Source organism: Clostridium lamae (genome assembly GCF_033043255.1).
GTDB lineage: Bacteria > Bacillota > Clostridia > Clostridiales > Clostridiaceae > Clostridium > Clostridium lamae.
Map to the genome: position 1 here is coordinate 1 of NZ_JASCQJ010000044.1, position 16,952 is coordinate 16,952.

Annotated in this window: 19 protein-coding genes and 1 tRNA gene; 3 read left to right on the forward strand and 17 right to left on the reverse strand. The window is 30.0% G+C overall.

The window, feature by feature from the left end; all coding sequences use genetic code 11:
* The 10 genes from QK892_RS15515 to QK892_RS15560 all read right to left on the reverse strand — a co-directional run.
* Window positions 1–332: GTP-binding protein (locus QK892_RS15515; protein WP_317274463.1), on the reverse strand; the 332-nt coding region annotated here is incomplete at its 3' end.
* A 135-nt stretch (window positions 333–467) separates the two neighbouring features.
* Window positions 468–543 (reverse strand) — tRNA-Thr (locus QK892_RS15520).
* Window positions 544–632: 89 nt separating this feature from the next.
* On the reverse strand, window positions 633–1,277 hold the full coding sequence (gene sigH / locus QK892_RS15525) for an RNA polymerase sporulation sigma factor SigH (protein ID WP_317274464.1): 645 nt from the start codon (window positions 1,275–1,277) through the stop codon (window positions 633–635).
* Window positions 1,278–1,336: 59 nt separating this feature from the next.
* The gene (locus QK892_RS15530) at window positions 1,337–1,852 is read right to left on the reverse strand and encodes an NYN domain-containing protein (protein ID WP_317274465.1); all 516 of its coding nucleotides are present in this window, start codon (window positions 1,850–1,852) and stop codon (window positions 1,337–1,339) included.
* 21 nt (window positions 1,853–1,873) lie between these two features.
* On the reverse strand, window positions 1,874–2,764 hold the full coding sequence (gene rlmB, locus QK892_RS15535) for a 23S rRNA (guanosine(2251)-2'-O)-methyltransferase RlmB (protein WP_317274466.1): 891 nt from the start codon (window positions 2,762–2,764) through the stop codon (window positions 1,874–1,876).
* Window positions 2,765–2,803: 39 nt separating this feature from the next.
* On the reverse strand, window positions 2,804–3,220 hold the full coding sequence (locus QK892_RS15540; protein ID WP_317274467.1) for a Mini-ribonuclease 3: 417 nt from the start codon (window positions 3,218–3,220) through the stop codon (window positions 2,804–2,806).
* A gap of 45 nt (window positions 3,221–3,265) precedes the next feature.
* On the reverse strand, window positions 3,266–4,666 hold the full coding sequence (cysS, locus tag QK892_RS15545) for a cysteine--tRNA ligase (RefSeq protein WP_317274468.1): 1,401 nt from the start codon (window positions 4,664–4,666) through the stop codon (window positions 3,266–3,268).
* Between the two features lie 27 nt (window positions 4,667–4,693).
* Entirely contained in the window at window positions 4,694–6,391 is a 1,698-nt protein-coding gene (locus tag QK892_RS15550) for a proline--tRNA ligase (protein ID WP_317274469.1), read from the reverse strand.
* Window positions 6,392–6,859: 468 nt separating this feature from the next.
* Window positions 6,860–7,528, reverse strand: a complete 669-nt coding sequence (ispD, locus tag QK892_RS15555; protein WP_317274470.1) for a 2-C-methyl-D-erythritol 4-phosphate cytidylyltransferase — start codon at window positions 7,526–7,528, stop codon at window positions 6,860–6,862.
* A gap of 12 nt (window positions 7,529–7,540) precedes the next feature.
* On the reverse strand, window positions 7,541–8,635 hold the full coding sequence (locus tag QK892_RS15560; protein WP_317274471.1) for a PIN/TRAM domain-containing protein: 1,095 nt from the start codon (window positions 8,633–8,635) through the stop codon (window positions 7,541–7,543).
* Between the two features lie 212 nt (window positions 8,636–8,847).
* Here QK892_RS15560 and QK892_RS15565 point away from each other — a divergent pair, with 212 nt between their 5' ends.
* A complete protein-coding gene (locus QK892_RS15565; protein WP_317274472.1) occupies window positions 8,848–9,237 on the forward strand; it encodes a DUF1573 domain-containing protein in 390 nt (129 codons plus the stop codon).
* A 65-nt stretch (window positions 9,238–9,302) separates the two neighbouring features.
* Here QK892_RS15565 and disA read toward each other — a convergent pair whose 3' ends face one another.
* The 4 genes from disA to QK892_RS15585 all read right to left on the reverse strand — a co-directional run bounded on the left by disA (window position 9,303) and on the right by QK892_RS15585 (window position 13,437).
* A complete protein-coding gene (gene disA / locus QK892_RS15570) occupies window positions 9,303–10,367 on the reverse strand; it encodes a DNA integrity scanning diadenylate cyclase DisA (RefSeq protein ID WP_317274473.1) in 1,065 nt (354 codons plus the stop codon).
* Window positions 10,368–10,383: 16 nt separating this feature from the next.
* Window positions 10,384–11,751 (reverse strand): DNA repair protein RadA, encoded by a 1,368-nt coding sequence (gene radA / locus QK892_RS15575; protein ID WP_317274474.1) that lies wholly within the window; start codon window positions 11,749–11,751, stop codon window positions 10,384–10,386.
* Between the two features lie 241 nt (window positions 11,752–11,992).
* A complete protein-coding gene (gene nagB / locus QK892_RS15580; protein ID WP_317274475.1) occupies window positions 11,993–12,718 on the reverse strand; it encodes a glucosamine-6-phosphate deaminase in 726 nt (241 codons plus the stop codon).
* Entirely contained in the window at window positions 12,715–13,437 is a 723-nt protein-coding gene (locus QK892_RS15585; RefSeq protein WP_317274476.1) for a GntR family transcriptional regulator, read from the reverse strand. The genes nagB and QK892_RS15585 overlap by 4 nt, the downstream gene beginning before the upstream one ends.
* 133 nt (window positions 13,438–13,570) lie before the next feature.
* On the opposite strand from QK892_RS15585, the gene QK892_RS15590 reads away from it, so the two are divergent.
* Together QK892_RS15590 and QK892_RS15595 are read left to right on the forward strand one after the other, a co-directional pair.
* On the forward strand, window positions 13,571–13,732 hold the full coding sequence (locus QK892_RS15590; RefSeq protein WP_317274477.1) for a hypothetical protein: 162 nt from the start codon (window positions 13,571–13,573) through the stop codon (window positions 13,730–13,732).
* A 138-nt stretch (window positions 13,733–13,870) separates the two neighbouring features.
* A complete protein-coding gene (locus QK892_RS15595; RefSeq protein ID WP_317274478.1) occupies window positions 13,871–14,098 on the forward strand; it encodes a glutaredoxin family protein in 228 nt (75 codons plus the stop codon).
* A gap of 127 nt (window positions 14,099–14,225) precedes the next feature.
* Here the strand turns inward: QK892_RS15595 and QK892_RS15600 are convergent, their stop codons facing one another.
* Genes QK892_RS15600 through trxB form a run of 3 tightly spaced genes read right to left on the reverse strand, consistent with a single transcriptional unit; the run spans window position 14,226 to window position 16,905 of the window.
* Window positions 14,226–15,683, reverse strand: a complete 1,458-nt coding sequence (locus tag QK892_RS15600; RefSeq protein ID WP_317274479.1) for an NADP-dependent glyceraldehyde-3-phosphate dehydrogenase — start codon at window positions 15,681–15,683, stop codon at window positions 14,226–14,228.
* 12 nt (window positions 15,684–15,695) lie between these two features.
* A complete protein-coding gene (locus tag QK892_RS15605) occupies window positions 15,696–15,920 on the reverse strand; it encodes a glutaredoxin family protein (RefSeq protein WP_317274480.1) in 225 nt (74 codons plus the stop codon).
* Window positions 15,921–15,960: 40 nt separating this feature from the next.
* Window positions 15,961–16,905, reverse strand: coding sequence for a thioredoxin-disulfide reductase (trxB, locus tag QK892_RS15610; RefSeq protein WP_317274481.1), 945 nt, complete (start codon window positions 16,903–16,905; stop codon window positions 15,961–15,963).
* Window positions 16,906–16,952: the final 47 nt, after the last annotated feature.

Genomic DNA, 16,952 nt, shown 5'->3' on the forward strand with positions numbered 1-16,952 from the left:
CCATCTGCAGCTGAACAAACTAAGATAGCTCCATCCATTTGAGCAGCTCCTGTAATCATGTTCTTAACATAGTCAGCGTGTCCTGGACAGTCAACGTGAGCATAGTGTCTGTTTTCTGTTTGATATTCAACGTGAGCTGTGTTAATTGTGATTCCTCTTTCTTTTTCTTCTGGAGCCTTATCAATTTCATCATATTTAAATGATTCTGCTAATCCTCTGTTTGCTAAAACTGTTGTGATTGCAGCTGTTAAAGTTGTCTTACCGTGGTCAACGTGACCGATTGTTCCAATGTTTACGTGTGGTTTACTTCTTTCGAATTTTTGCTTTGCCATTGTAAAATCCTCCTTTAATCTTTGTAATAAACTTTGCCTAGCGTTTTCTAGCTTATTGGTTAATATATTGAGCTCACTTCAAAGATCAAAGCAATTCAATTACAATAATCACAACTAGTGAGCGCTCAACTATATTGGAGCTCACGATCGGGATTGAACCGACGACCTCCGCCTTACCAAGGCGACGCTCTGCCTACTGAGCTACGTGAGCATTTCCATCTTAATTTCGGTTTTCATTTTAATATACCAATTATAAAGTTTACTATTATTCAAAAAATTTGTCAACAAAAATTTACCGACTTATTTTTCATAATAAAGACATTTTTCCAACTTTCTTTTAACCCTTTGAAGTGCATTATCTATGGACTTCGCTTGCCTATCTAAATCACAAGCTATTTCTTGATAAGATTTGCCATCTAAATAAGATTGAAGAACTTCCATCTCCAAATCTGAAAGTACTTTCTCCATCTCTCTTTCAATGTGCTTTATCTGTTCTTTCCCAATAATAAGTTCTTCAGGATCAGTAATCTTTAACTCAGATAAAACATCAATTAATGTTCTATCTGATTCTTCTTCATATATTGGTTTATTTAAAGATATATATGTGTTTAGGGGGATATGTTTTTGTCTTGTTGCTGTCTTGATTGCAGTTATTATTTGTCTAGTGACACAAATCTCTGCAAAAGCCTTAAAGCTAGTAAGTCTATCAGCTTTAAAATCTCTTATAGCCTTATACAATCCTATCATTCCCTCTTGATAAATATCTTCTTTGTCAGCTCCAATAAGAAAGTAAGATTTGGCTTTAGCTTTTACAAAGTTCTCATACTTTGAAATTAAATATTCTTGAGCTCTACAATCTCCTTTTTTAGCCTCATCGACTATCTCTTCATCTAGCTTATTCTCAAATTCAACAAATAAGCTCTCTTCTCTTTTAGTGATCTCCACTATATATCCCCCCCTTTATTATGAACCTCTAATATATTATAGCCGTAAATATCTACTCGCTATTTGCTACGCCTCATAGCCTCTAGTTTTTCTAATATATCATCATCTACATTATCTAGCAAATTATTTTTACTTGATATATTTGTATTCCTCATCGTTCTTTTTTTAATTCTCTTTTCAGTATTAAGAACTTCATTATAAAATTCAATGGAAGACATCCTAACTGCTCCCCTTTGAAAAATGGTTTGTTGTTCAAGCCAATCTGATGTAACAACATAAACTTCAAATCTTCTGCCTAGGTTATGTACTTCTCTCTCTATATAAGAGTCAGCCGTTTCTCCATCCTTAGTAAAAATTATGCTTATATTATCGTTTATATCTTCTTTCTTTTCAATGCTTCTATTTACTTTATGGGCATCAAAAACTATTATAATCTTACACCCGTTATATACTGAATAATTATGTAAACTATCTATGAGGGTTTGCCTGGCCCCATCAAAACTATACTCTTTTTGAACCTTTAAATTAGGCCAGCTATTTATAACATTATACCCATCAATAAACATTATCTTCACATGTTACCTCATGAAGCTAAGCTATTTCGCTAGCCTTCCTTTTAATATTTCATACATCATTATACCACCTGCAACCGAAGCATTCAAAGAGTTAATTTTACCTACCATAGGGATTTTTACTAACTTATCACATTTTTTTAATGTCAACTTAGATATTCCTCTCCCTTCACTTCCTATAATCATTGCACACGGCCCACTGAAGTTAACTTCATAGCTGTATTCATCTCCAGCTATGTCTGCTCCATATATCCATAACCCTTCTTTTTTCAACTCATCTATTGCAGAATTTATATTTGTCACCTTAGCTATTCTCATATGTTCTATAGCTCCTACAGAACATTTATACACTGTAGATGTAATTCCAACATTTCTTCTCTTAGGAATAATAATTCCATGTACACCGCATAATTCAGCAGTTCTTATTATAGAACCTAGATTATGAGGATCTTCTATCTCATCTAATACAACTATAAATGGATCTTGCCCCTTTTTCTTTGCTAAATTTAACATATCAGCTATCTCACAATATTTATATGGTGTCACTTGAGCTATAACGCCTTGATGATTAGTACCTCCACTCATTATGTCTAATCTTTTTCTATCAACTTCTTTTAATACTAACCCTTTTTCTCTTGCAATATTAATTATAGCCTTTATAGATCCTTCCATATGCCCATTAGCAATATATAACGCTTCTATAGTTCTATCACTTTTTAATACTTCCATCACAGCATTTCTGCCTATTATTAAGTCTTCTCTAACTTCAACTTCATTTATTTCATATGATTTATCTTTACCTGCTAACTTTTTATTATCTTTAGATAATTGATTTTTTTGTTTTCTTTGACTATTTTCAAGCATTTCTCTTTCCATTCTAGCTCTCATTCTAGCTTCTCTTGTTCCTTTAGTCATAATAATCACTCCTTACTTCTATTATATACTTTTCTTACGTTATGTTAATTGTATTTCAGTAGATTTTTCTAATATATTAAATAGTCTTTCTTTATTTCCTGTCAAATATAAGAATCCTAGTAGTGCTTCAAAGCCTGTTGCATTCCTATAATCTATTACCTCTGCATTTTTAGGAACAGTCGCAGACTTTGTATTTCTGCCTCTTTTATATATATACATTTCATCTTCTGTCAACTCTTCTTCTATACCATGCATTATCATGGATTGACTCTTTGCCTTTACATATCCAATAGCTTTTACATGCATCTTATGTGCAGATAACTCTGTATTATTTGATAATATATAATTTCTTATATATATTTCAAATACACCATCCCCTATCAATGCTAATTGCAAAGGATTTAATCGCCTGGCTTCTTCCTTGCTAAATTCTCTGATTCTTAAATCCTCTAACATACTTTCTCTCCTTTGAAATAAAGGCTGCAAAATGCAGCCTTTATATTAATTTATTATTTTCCATCTAACACCTTGAGGCGTATCTTCTAAAATTATATTTCTTGCTTTCAAGTCATCTCTAATCTTATCAGCCAATGCAAAATCTCTGTTTTTTCTTGCTTGCTGTCTCTCTTCAATCAATTTCTCAATTTCATCTTCTAAACTGCTCTTAGTAGATTTTTGAAGTATTCCTAATGGATTACCAAGTTCTCTAACTAACTCTAATACTTTTACACAAAGTTCTTTTGATGAATCAATAGATATATTTGTATTTATATCCTTAATAAGATCAAATATAGCTGTAATAGCATCAGCAGTATTAAAGTCATCATCCATCTTATCTATATATCTTTGTCTATATACATCTAAAGATTTTAAATAATTTTCTTCATCACTATCCATATTTTCTTTCTTAACTTCATCAATTAAATTTTCTAAATTTGAAATAGCATTGTATAGTCTTTCAACTGATGCCTTCGCAGACTCCAATAAATCATCACTAAAATTTAATTGCACTCTATAATGTGCAGATAACATTAAAAATCTAATTACATCCGCATTATACTTTTCAAGAGCATCTCTTGCAGTTAAAAAATTATTTAAAGACTTAGACATCTTCTGATTATTAACATTTAAATATGCTGAATGCATCCAATAATTAGCAAAGGTTTTTCCTGTTAATGCTTCACTTTGAGCTATTTCATTTTCATGATGTGGAAATGCTAAATCCATACCACCTGCATGAATATCAATAGTTTCTCCAAGTAATTTTTTAGCCATGCATGAACATTCTATATGCCAACCTGGTCTTCCTAACCCCCAAGGACTTATCCATGCTGGTTCGCCAGGTTTTTGAGATTTCCATAAAGCAAAATCCATTGGATCTTCTTTTCTTTCATCTATATTTATTCTAGCTCCTGATTGAAGATCTTCTAAACTTTGCTTTATAAGCTTTCCATATCCATTAAAATTCTTAGTTCTAAAATAAACATCTCCATCTACTTCATAAGCATAACCTTTATCTATTAAACCTTCAATAAATTCTATAATATCTTTTATAAATTCAGTAGCTCTTGGATTAATAGATGCTCTTTTTATATTTAATCCATCAGCATCTTTATAATATTCATTAATATATTTATCACCAATACAAGCAACTGTAGTTCCTTCTTCATTAGCTTTTTTTATCATTTTATCATCTATATCTGTAAAGTTTTGAATGAACTTAACTTTATACCCTTTATACTCTAGATATCTTCTAATAGTATCAAAAACTATAAAAGTTCTACCATTACCTATATGAAAATAATTATAAACAGTAGGTCCACAAACATACATCTTAACTTCTCCTGGAGTAATTGGTGTAAACTCCTCTTTTTTTCTCGTTAAGCTATTATAAATTTTCATTTGACTACCTCCTTATCTAACAGATAATTAATTATTCTTAAACTCATCTCTTACTCTATTAACTACATCTTCAATTTTAACATTTTCCATTTCAGCTGTTCTAAGTTTAAACTCAACTTCTCCATCAGAAATTTTCTTTCCTACAGTAACCCTCATTGGGATTCCCATTAAATCAGAGTCTTTAAACTTAACTCCTGCTCTTTCATTTCTATCATCTAGAACTACATCAACACCTATTTGTTTTAATTCTTCATATATCTTATTGGCAATTGACATTTGCTCTTCGTCTTTTATGTTTACTGGTATTACATTAACATGATATGGTGCTACAGCTAAAGGCCAAACTATTCCATTATCATCATTATTTTGTTCTATTATCGATGCCATAGTTCTAGTTACACCTATTCCGTAACATCCCATTATAAATGGTTTCTCCTTACCATTTTCATCTGTAAATGTAGCATTCATAGCTTCTGAATATTTAGTTCCAAGCTTAAATATATGCCCAACTTCAGTTCCTCTTGATATAGTTACTTTTCCACCGCAAACTGGGCATTTTTCACCTTCAGTAATGTTTCTATAGTCACCTACAACACCTTCGAAATCTCTTCCATAGTTCACATTTTCCATGTGATATCCTGTTTCATTTGCACCAACTATAAAATTGTACATATTAGCAACTTCTTCATCAACTAATAATGCATCTACTTTTATATTTATAGGTCCAGCAAACCCAACTTGTGCATTCGTCGCTTTAAATACTTCTTCTGGTGTAGCCATATTTAGATTAACCACTCCGCCTAGTGCATTAGATATCTTAACTTCATTTGCTTCTCTATCTCCTCTAACCATAACCGCCACTATCTTACCATCAGCGTTATATATTAGTGTTTTAGCGAATCTTTTTTCTGTTGTATTGAAGAACTTAACTAATTCTTCTATTGTTTTAGCATTTGGTGTTTCAGTTTTAATTAATTCTTTTAAATCTTCTGATTCTGCCTTTTCTACAGTTGATGGAGCTTTTTCTATATTTGCTGCATAATCACAAGCTGTACAGAAAACAACATCATCTTCTCCTACTTCTGATTTTACCATAAATTCAGCTGAATTTGATCCTCCAATTGCACCTGAATCAGCTTCAACTGGCTTAGCATCTATCCCACATCTATTAAATACTTTAATATAGGCTTCTCTCATTTTATTATATGAAATATCTAATCCCTCTTGATCCTTATCAAAGCTATATGCATCTTTCATTATAAATTCTCTAGATCTCATAACTCCAAACCTTGGTCTTCTTTCATCTCTGTATTTAGTTTGGATCTGATAAAGATTTAATGGTAGTTGTTTATAAGACTTAATTTCATTTCTTACTATATCAGTAAATACCTCTTCATGAGTTGGTCCAAGGCAAAATTCTCTATGATTTCTATCTTTAAATCTAATTAATTCATCTCCATAAACATCCCATCTTCCAGACTCTTTCCAAAGTTCTGATGGTTGAACTGCTGATGCTAAAAATTCTTGTGCTCCTGCATTATTCATCTCATCTCTTATTATATCTTCTACTTTTTTAAGAACCTTTAAACCTAATGGCATATAATTATATATTCCTGACGCCATCTTTCTTATCATTCCAGCTCTTAACATTAACTTATGACTATTAATTTCAGCTTCAGCTGGAACCTCTCTTAATGTTGATATTAACATATTAGACATTTTCATTTCTGATTCCTCCTATTATTCATATCATTATATTCAAAACTAATTTTGCGTTAGATAAATATTTTAATAATATTCCTAATAACACTTATATATTATCCTATATAATACTTATCCATTTATATAAACAAATATAAATCTATTTTGTTTTCATATTTTATAGCGCTTTATCTATGTTTACTCAGTTATAATTTTAAAAATAAAAAAAGCCCGCCCTATGTAATTAGGGCGAACTTATATCGCGGTACCACCTAAATTTGTGCTCTAATAATTTTAACGATATTAAACCGATAGTTTTTACCTACAACTCGAAAGCTGGTTCAAATCCTATTGAAAATCTTACAGCCTATGAATTTTCTCTCTGAAAAGCGGATTCTACTATTCTTCTTCAATGCTTTAAAACCTATTTAATTATAACTTAATTTATTATATATTCTAGTAAAAATTATGTCAATATACCAAGTATGCAGATTATACTAGCCTCTCAGCTAATATTAGATCTTCAGGTGTCGTTACCTTAATATTAGTATAATCACCCTCATACAGATAAACCTTATTGCCATATGCTTCAACAACCATAGTATCATCTGTAACTATTTTCTTTTCTTCTTTTATCATTTTATGACACTCTTTAATAATATTAAGTTTAAATATCTGTGGCGTTTGAATTGCTACCAAAGTATTTCTATCTGGAGTTTTAGAAGAAAAATTTTTATTATCTTTTATCTTTATGGTATCCTTAGGCATTACACCTGGTGCGGAAGCACCATAAAGCCTTGCGTATTTTATACCTTCATCTATTATTCTTTCTGAAACAAAAGGTCTTGCTCCGTCATGAATTAAAACTATTTCATCATCAACTATCTTTTCTAATGCATTATATACAGAATCTTGTCTTTCTTTACCACCATCAACAATTAAGTCTACTTTTAATGAGTATTTATCTAGCACTTCCTTTTTACAATAATCAATCTCATCCTTCGGTAATACTAAAATAATTCTATCTATATTCTCATTATCAGAAAACTTTTTTATTGTGTAATATAAAATAGGTTTACTTTTAAGTTCTATATATTGCTTGCTAATTTTAGCACCCATTCTCTTACCTTTTCCACCAGCTAAAATTATAGCACTAATCATATAAACACCTACTTATTCATCTTTTGGCTTTGCGAATATCATTCTTCCAGCAGCTGTCTGTAATACAGAAGTAACTATAACTGTGATTTGTTCACCCATATGCTTCCTTCCGCCTTCTACAACAATCATTGTTCCATCGTCTAAATATCCGATTCCCTGAGTAGCTTCCTTACCATCTTTTACAACTACTACATGCATTTCTTCACCCGGAAGAACTATTGGTTTAATCGCATTAGCAAGTTCATTAATGTTAAGTACTGGAACTCCCTGAAATTCAGCAACCTTATTTAAATTAAAATCATTAGTTATTACTTTTCCTTTTAATACCTGAGCAAGTTTTAATAGCTTACTATCTACTTCCTGAATCTCCGGAAAATCACCTTCCCAAATTTGAGTTTCAATTTCTAATTCTTTTTGAATTTTATTTAATATATCTAGTCCTCTTCTTCCTCTATTTCTTTTAAGAGAATCTGCAGAGTCTGAAATATGTCTTAATTCATCCAAAACGAAATTTGGTATAACTAATGGTCCTTCTATAAAGCCTGTTTGGCATATATCAAAAATTCTTCCATCTATTATTACTGATGTATCTAGAACCTTGGGATGACTCTTAATAGCTACCTTAGACTTTTTCTCCTTAATACTATTTTTCTTTAAATTTACAAGAACATTTGATATATCATCTTTCTTTTCTATAAAAATGCTAGCAAATATAATTGCAAATATTAAATTCAATAACATAAATAGTATTGGTCCTAATCCAAATAAATCTATACTATTTAGTGGCAGTCCTATTAGTGATGTTATTATTAACGATATTACCGCTCCAACTACTCCGTAAATAATTTCAGTTGCTGTAAACCTTTGAATGTATTTCTCTATATACTCAATAGCCTTCAGAACAGAGTCATAAATACTTGGAGAAATAAAGTAAAGAATAATTCCAATTAATAAAGTTAAAAGAATACGAAAAGATATAATTCCAATTGATTCAGATAAGAAAGATATGTTGCTTATAAGCTGTATATTTATTAAAACTCCACTTATAATATATCCACTTATAAAACCTATTATGGTAAATATAACCCTTATAATCTTTTTTAACATCTCTTCACCTCCTATATTTTTTGTATTTTTTAATTAATTATACCATATAAAGGTATTCTCTAAAATGAATAATTATTAAAATCTTATTAATTTATCAATACCCCCTATAAATAATCATATATTTATTTTATTATAAGCTTAGTTAATTGCTATTCCTTTTATCACTATAACAATCATAAACAACAGCCGTATTTTTTAAGGAGTTGATGTATATGAAGGATATAATTATTGATAGTTTTCAAAACGATGTTAATAACTCGCTATTACGTCATAGAAGTATTTTAGATATAATGACCAAGTTAAATGAAGCGAATTCTAGAGTAAATAGGGCAATAGCTAAATCAGTAACAAATTGTGGCTGTATTAAAATTTCTGCTGAAAAGCAGAATGATTTTGATACTGATAATAGCCTACCCCCTTCTTTAAGTACTCATATCGAAGGTTCACTTTGTAATAATTGTCGTGAAGTCATCGAAGCAGAAATAGGAAATAATATATTTTATCTTACTTCTTTATGCAATTGTTTAGATTTGAATTTATATGACATATTCTTAAAAGAAGAAAATAAAATAAATATCTTAGGGAAATTCACCCTTAGATAAGATTAAAGCAGGCTAACTCCTGCTTTTTTATTATTATCTATTTTTTACACTTTTATACATATATACTAAATCTCATTTTTTAAATATATCTGCTCTTTTATTCTTTTTAGTCCACTTCTTATAGCCTTAGCTCTAGCTTCTCCAATCCCATCAACTTGATCTAAAGAATTAGTATCAGCTTCAATAACATATTTTAGCTCTTTAAAGTGTTTCACTAGATTTTCTATTACAGAAACTGGTATTCTAGGCACCTTAAATAATATTCTAAATCCCTTTGGAGAAATTAGAGTATCAGTTAAAGACATAGATGAATATCCTAATAGCTTAGCTATTAAATCTAAATCTACTAGTTCCTCTGAAGTAAGCCTTTGGATTTCATTATATATTTCATTATAATTCATATCTTCTTTGCAATAATCTCTTATTAGTAATATACCATCTCTCTCGATAAATCTGATAAGTTCACTTAATTGCATTGAGATTAATCTACCTTCATTTCCAAGTTCAACTATATATCTTTTTATTTCTTCTACTACTCTCATTACCATTTCAGTTCTTTGTATAGCTGTGACTACATCAAAAATAGTTGTCAAATCTTGATACTCTAATAAATTAAGATTGTTGATAACTCTATCTAATACATTTACATACTTTTCTAATGTCTGTATTGCTTGATTTGCCCTTGCAAGAATTATGCTACTCTCTTGAAGAACATATTTTAAATCACCTTTATATATAGTTATTATATTTCTTCTTTGAGAAATTGCTATAACTATATTTCCAGTTTGTTTCGCAACTCTATTAGCTGTTCTATGCCTAGTACCTGTTTCATACGTTGTCAAAGTATAATCTGGTACTAGCTGTGTGTTTGCATAAATTATTTTTTTTAAATCACTACTTAATACGATAGCCCCATCCATCTTTGCTAGCTCATAAACATATGCTGGTGAGTATTCTGAATTAATATTAAACCCACCATCAACTATATTCATTACTTTTTCGTCATCGCCTATAACTATGAGGCCTCCTGTTTTAGCTCTTAATATATTTTCTAATCCTTCTCTTAAAGCTGTTCCAGGACTCATAAGTTTTAATATACTTTTTATTTCTTCATCATCTTTTATCCTCATACACTCACCCAATCTGCTAGAAAATCTTTTTTATAGCCTCTCTTAAATTGCTTACACCTATTATATTTATGTTATTATTGGTAACCTTATCCTTATTTCTCTCTGGAATTATAGCATTATTGAACCCCATCTTTTCTGCTTCTTTAATTAACCTTTCACAAGAAGTTATAGGTCTTATTTCTCCCGTTAAACCAACTTCTCCTATTATAACTGTTCTTTCAAGTTTTAGCCCCATATTCTTTACACTTGATAAAAGAGCTAAAGCTAATCCTAAATCTCCTGTAGTTCCATCTAAATTAAGGCCTCCAACTACATTTACATAAACATCATATTTATAAAAAGGTACTCTTAATTTTTTTTCTAATACTGCTAATATAAGTCTCAATCTTTGATTATCTATACCTATAGCCGTTCTACTTGCTAAGTGAGTATTACTTTCACTTACTAAAGCCTGCATCTCTACTAATATAGGTCTAGTTCCTTCCATAATTCCTACTACAACAGAACCTTCTTGATTAAAATTAGTATCTTCAAGGAATATTCTCGAAGGATCATATATTTCCTTTAATCCTTCTTCGGCCATTTCAAATACACCAATCTCACTAGTAGTACCAAAACGATTCTTCATAGTTCTAAGAACTCTAAACTCTTCTGTACGTTCACCTTCAAAATATAATACTGTATCTACCATATGCTCTAATACTCTAGGCCCTGCAAGCTCACCTTGCTTAGTAACATGGGCTACTATAAATAAAGGTATGTTTTGATTTTTACCTATTCTCATTATGGCATTAGAACATTCTTTAACTTGTGATACACTTCCTGGTGCTGAAGTAATGGATTCCTTGTATACAGTTTGAATAGAATCTATAATTACAAATACAGGTTTTATTTCATTAATATATGCTTCTATTAAATCTAGATTAGTTTCAGATAATATATAAAGTCCACCTGCATCGACTCCTAACCTATCTCCTCTAATTTTAATTTGTTCTTCAGATTCCTCTCCAGATACATATAGAACCTTTCCATAAGTTTTAGAAATAGAATTTGCAGTTTGTAAAAGAAGGGTTGATTTACCTATACCAGGATCACCTGATATTAATGTTAAGGACCCTCTTACTAATCCACCACCTAAAACTCTATTTAATTCCTTAAGGCCAGTGTTATATCTTTCCTTTTCTCCTGACTTTATATCTCTTATGCTCTTTGGCATATTTTCTATTACTTTAATATTATTAACTTTAGACTTTATTTCTTTATGTGTTTCTTTAATTTCTTCTACCAAAGTGTTCCATTTATTACAATCTGGACATTTTCCTAACCATTTAGGGGACTCATATCCACATTCTTGACAAACAAACATGGATTTAATCTTTGCCATATAATTTACCACCAATTCTTTTTATTTTAATGTAATTATTTTTATTAAATAATATATTTACTATATCATAACAAAACATAAAAACCAATTTCTATAAAATATTTTAATAAAATATGAATTAAGTGACTTATAAAAAGAGATTCGCATTGTAACTTTTATATAAATACTAGAAAATAAAAAAAGAACTACAATAATTACATTATTGCAATTCTTTTATATAACTAAACATTATTTTTAAATTTTATAATAATTTAGCTGCTGCTTCATCAACAATTACTATAACATCTCTATGCATTTGTAGCATTGATGCAGGCATCTTAGTGCTTATTTTTCCATTTACCATTGCTTTTACAGCTTCAGCTTTAGATTCCCCACTTGCTATAACTATTATTTTTTTAGATTTCATTATTCCACCAAGTCCCATTGTTAATGCAGTCTTAGGAACTTCATCTATTGAATCGAAGAATCTAGCATTGGCTTCTATTGTATCTTGAGTTAGACCAGTTAAGTGAGTTCCAGATACTAAGATTTCATCTGGTTCATTGAATGCTATATGTCCATTATTACCAATTCCTAATAATTGAATATCAGTACCACCTAAATGAGCTATTTTTTCATCGTAGCTTTTACATTCTTCTTCAATATTTTCAGCTAATCCATTTGGAACATAAGTATTCTTCTTATCTATGTTTATGTGGTTAAATAAATTCTCATTCATAAAATATCTGTAGCTTTGAGGATGATCTCCACTTAATCCAACATATTCATCTAAATTAACTGTAGTAACCTTAGAGAAATCTATTTCTCCTTCTTTATTCATTTTTATTAACTCTTTATACATACCAATTGGTGATCCACCTGTTGCTAATCCTAATATAGCATTCGGATTATTTCTAACTACATCTGCCATTTCACCAGCAGCTACTTTACTTAATTCATCATAATTCTTCGTTACTATTACCTTCATCGTATTTTCCCCTCTCTTCTCGATATATTTACTTCTAAAATAAATTTATCTGATCTATATATAGCTTCTTCTAAAAATATTAGCTTATTATTAGAATCATAAGTTTTACTAATAATTTTTAGCATCGGCACTTGATCACTCACACTGAATAATTCTTTTAATTCATTATTCATAATAACTGACACAATTGAGGATTGAGAATAATCTACTTTATATCCAAAATCATCTAAAATCTTAAACAAAGATCCCTTTAACATATCTTCATCTATATATCCACAGTAATCTACAGGTATATATACTTTCTCTATCGCAACACATTCATCGTCGACTATACGCTTTCTAATAATCTTATATAGTTCGTCTAAAGAAAAAATATCTGCACAATCTTCTGGAGTAGGAATCTTTTTAAATTCTACTATTTCAGATCTTAAATTTTTACCCATTTGCTTTACTATTTCACTAAAGCTCATCATATCCTTTTGCTTAAAAGTTTGCTCGCATACAAAAGTTCCTTTTCCTTTTATCCTAAGAAGCACTCCTTCTTGCACAAGTTCACCAATAGCTTGCCTAATAGTCATTCTGCTAACTCCGTATATCTCACAAAGCTCTCTTTCACTTGATATACATTCCCCCGGTTTCCATACACCCTCAGAAATCTTAGAAATTAAATCATTCTTTAGTTGATAGTACACAGGAATTGGGCTACTTTTATCTATCATTATTAATCCTCCTAAAAATATTATATTAAAAATAGTTATAGATGTCTAGACCAGTTAATTAATTTCTTAAATACTTATAAAAAAATAAATTTTCGGAAAAAATAATTACATATTCAAAAAAGGAGCTGATATTATGTTTAATAAAAGTTATTTTTCAAATATGCCTCCCAAAAATGTGATACGTGAAGATAACTCCAAAAATTTATCAGAAGAACTATTCTCTATATCTAAAGACGACTCTCTAGATAATATGATTCTTAACTCTAATTTAGATAATCAAAATATAATTAAATAATTTATTTACATAATATAATACCATATTCTTTATTTTTTATAAAATATGATATTATTATTGATATTAATTCAAAAATGGTGTACACTTTATGTTAAATAATATTAATTATCTATTGATAATTAAAAGGAGGTTTAGCAAATGGTTAAAGTTTATAGTACAAATAGCTGTCCATGGTGCGTAAAAGCAAAAAATTACTTACAATCTGTAGGTGTAGCATTTGAAGAATTAAATGTACAAGAAGATATGGTTGCTAGAGATGAAATGATAAATAAATCAAAACAAATGGGAGTTCCAGTTTTAGATATAGATGGTACTGTTATAGTTGGATTTGATAAAAATGCTATAGATAAAGCATTAAACAGATAGTAGAATATCTTAAATCAGATATATGCTGAAGTTTATTTAATAATTAAACTTTTATAACGTATAATCATAAAAAAGAAGTAGTTATTTATAACTACTTCTTTTTTATATAGATAAAATTATATACTTATTATTTACCTATATTAATAACAGTTGCTTTTGGTCTTGACATAGCTTCTATTGAATATCTTATACCTTGTGTTCCAATTCCTGATGCTTTTACACCTAGGAATGGGAAGTGGTCTGGTCCTCTTTCAGTTTTATTATTTACTTGAACTGTACCAACCTCTAATTTATCAGCTACATAGAAAGCCTCATTAATATTTTCAGTAAATACTGCTGATTGTAATCCATATTCTGATTTATTAGCTATTTCTATTGCTTCATCTTTATCTTTGACTCTTATTATAGGTAGTACTGGACCAAATGGTTCTTCCCAAGCTAATCTCATATCAGTTGTTACATAATCAAATAATGTTGGGTAAATTAAATTTTCTTCTCTCTTACCTCCAACTAATAAATGAGCTCCTTTTTCTCTAGCCTCATCAATAAGTTCCCAAACGAAATCTGCTGACTTAGTATCTATTAAAGGAACAACTTCTGCACCATCAATTGGATTTCCAACCTTCAACTTTTCAACCTTTTCTTTAACTTTTTCAACTAGCTTATCTGCTACTTCTTCTACAACTAGGATTCTCTTAACAGCTGTACATCTTTGTCCTGAATATGAATATGCCCCAGCAACAATATTAGAAGCTGCTAAATCTAAGTCTGCATCTTTTAGTACAATAGCTGCATCCTTTCCACCAAGTTCCATTAATAATGGTACCATGCTAGTTATTTTTGAAATTCTAGTTCCTACTTCAGTACTTCCAGTAAAGTTTATAAAGTCTATTGAAGGATGAGTTACTATATAATCACCTATTTCACTACCTCTTCCTGTAATAGTATTTAATACTCCAGCTGGAACTCCTGCCTGTTCAAATATTTTTGCTAAATATAATCCACAAAGGCTTCCTTGAGTAGCTGGTTTTAATACTACTGAATTACCAGCAATTAAAGCTGGAGCAATCTTTGAAGATGCTAAGTTTACTGGATAGTTAAAAGGAGAAATAGCTAAAACTACACCTAATGGTTCTCTAGTCACTAGAGATATTTTATTTTTCTTAAATCCAGGGAAACTATCTCCAGGAATACTTTCTCCTGATAGATTTTTAGCTGTATCAGCTGTAAATCTAATATAATCTGCTGATCTTAAAATTTCTGATTCACATGACTTCTTATCTTTTCCAATTTCTCTCATCATTATATCTGACATTTCATCAGCATTTTCAATTAATAAATCAGCAGCTTTATATAATATTTCTGCTCTTTTATTCACCGGAACATTTTTCCAGGGTTTTTGAGCTTCCTTTGCATTACTTATTGCAAAATCAACTTCTTCTCTTGTCATAGCTGGAACCTTACCAACTACACAATTTCCAATTGGCGAATAAATTTCTATAAATTTATTGCTATCACTAGTTATCCATTTACCGTCTACTAAATTCTTGAATGTTAATTCTTCACCTCTTATACAATTAAACATTTTATCCCCCTCTTATTTCTTTGCTAACTCTATTTTATTTTTATCAAATCCAACTATAATTTCTCCATTTATGTCAATTACAGGAACAGTTCTTTGTCCTGAAACCCTAAATACTTCTTCTCTATCTTCATGTTTATCAGCTACGTTAATTTCTTGATACTCCCATCCCTTCATATCAAAGAATTTTTTTGCCTTTATACATCCTGGGCACCATGATGTTGAATAAATTTTTATCATAAATATCGCTCCTTACTACGTTTTATTATTAGTATAATTATTATTTTCTATTTTTCTTTTTTTCAACTATAACTTTTTCTGCTTCTAATGCCGCTATAGTTCCATCAGCAACTGCTGTTGTAATTTGTCTATATTCTTTTTCTCTTACATCTCCAGCTGCAAACACACCACTAACATTTGTTCTAGTGCGTTCATCAGCTTTTATATAACCACCTGATGTTAATTCAATATAGTCTTTAAAGTGAGCTGTCTTTGGTTCAGTTCCAATAAATCCGAATATAGCATCCATAGCCATTTCTTTTTGTGATCCATCCTTTGTATTTTTTATTATAGCCTTTTCTACAAAGTGCTCTCCTTCAACATTAACTAAATCTTCATTAAATAATACTTCTATCTTTGGGTGATTCATAACTTCTTCAATAGTAGCCTTTTCACCTTTGAAATAGTCATATCTTCTTATCATATATACCTTAGTAGCAAACTTAGTTAAAAATAAGGCCTCTTCTAATGCTGAATTACCACCACCAACTACTCCTATTATTTTTCCATCATACATTGCTCCATCACATACTGCACAGTAATGTATTCCCTTACCTGAGAACTTTTCTTCATTTGCTATAGGTAATTTCTTTGGAACTGCTCCAGTTGCTATAATCACTGTATCTGTCTTATATATATAATTATTAGTTTCAATAATCTTTTCATCTCCACTAAAATCAACTCTTTCAATCATATCAAACTCGTCGATTTCCGCTCCAAGCTCTTCCGCCTGTTGTTGCATTAAATCTGCAAGTTCAGCTCCTGAAACTTTTTTAAAGCCAGGATAGTTTTCAATTGTATAACTATTTCTTACTTGACCACCTAATATTTGATCTTCTAATAAAAGCATATCTAATTTTGCTCTTGTTGCATATATAGCAGCAGTTAAACCTGCAGGGCCACCGCCGATTATTATCAATTCTTTATATTTAACTTCTTTACTCATTATTTTCTCCTTCTACCCCCTAGGGGTATATTCTTTATATTAATTAT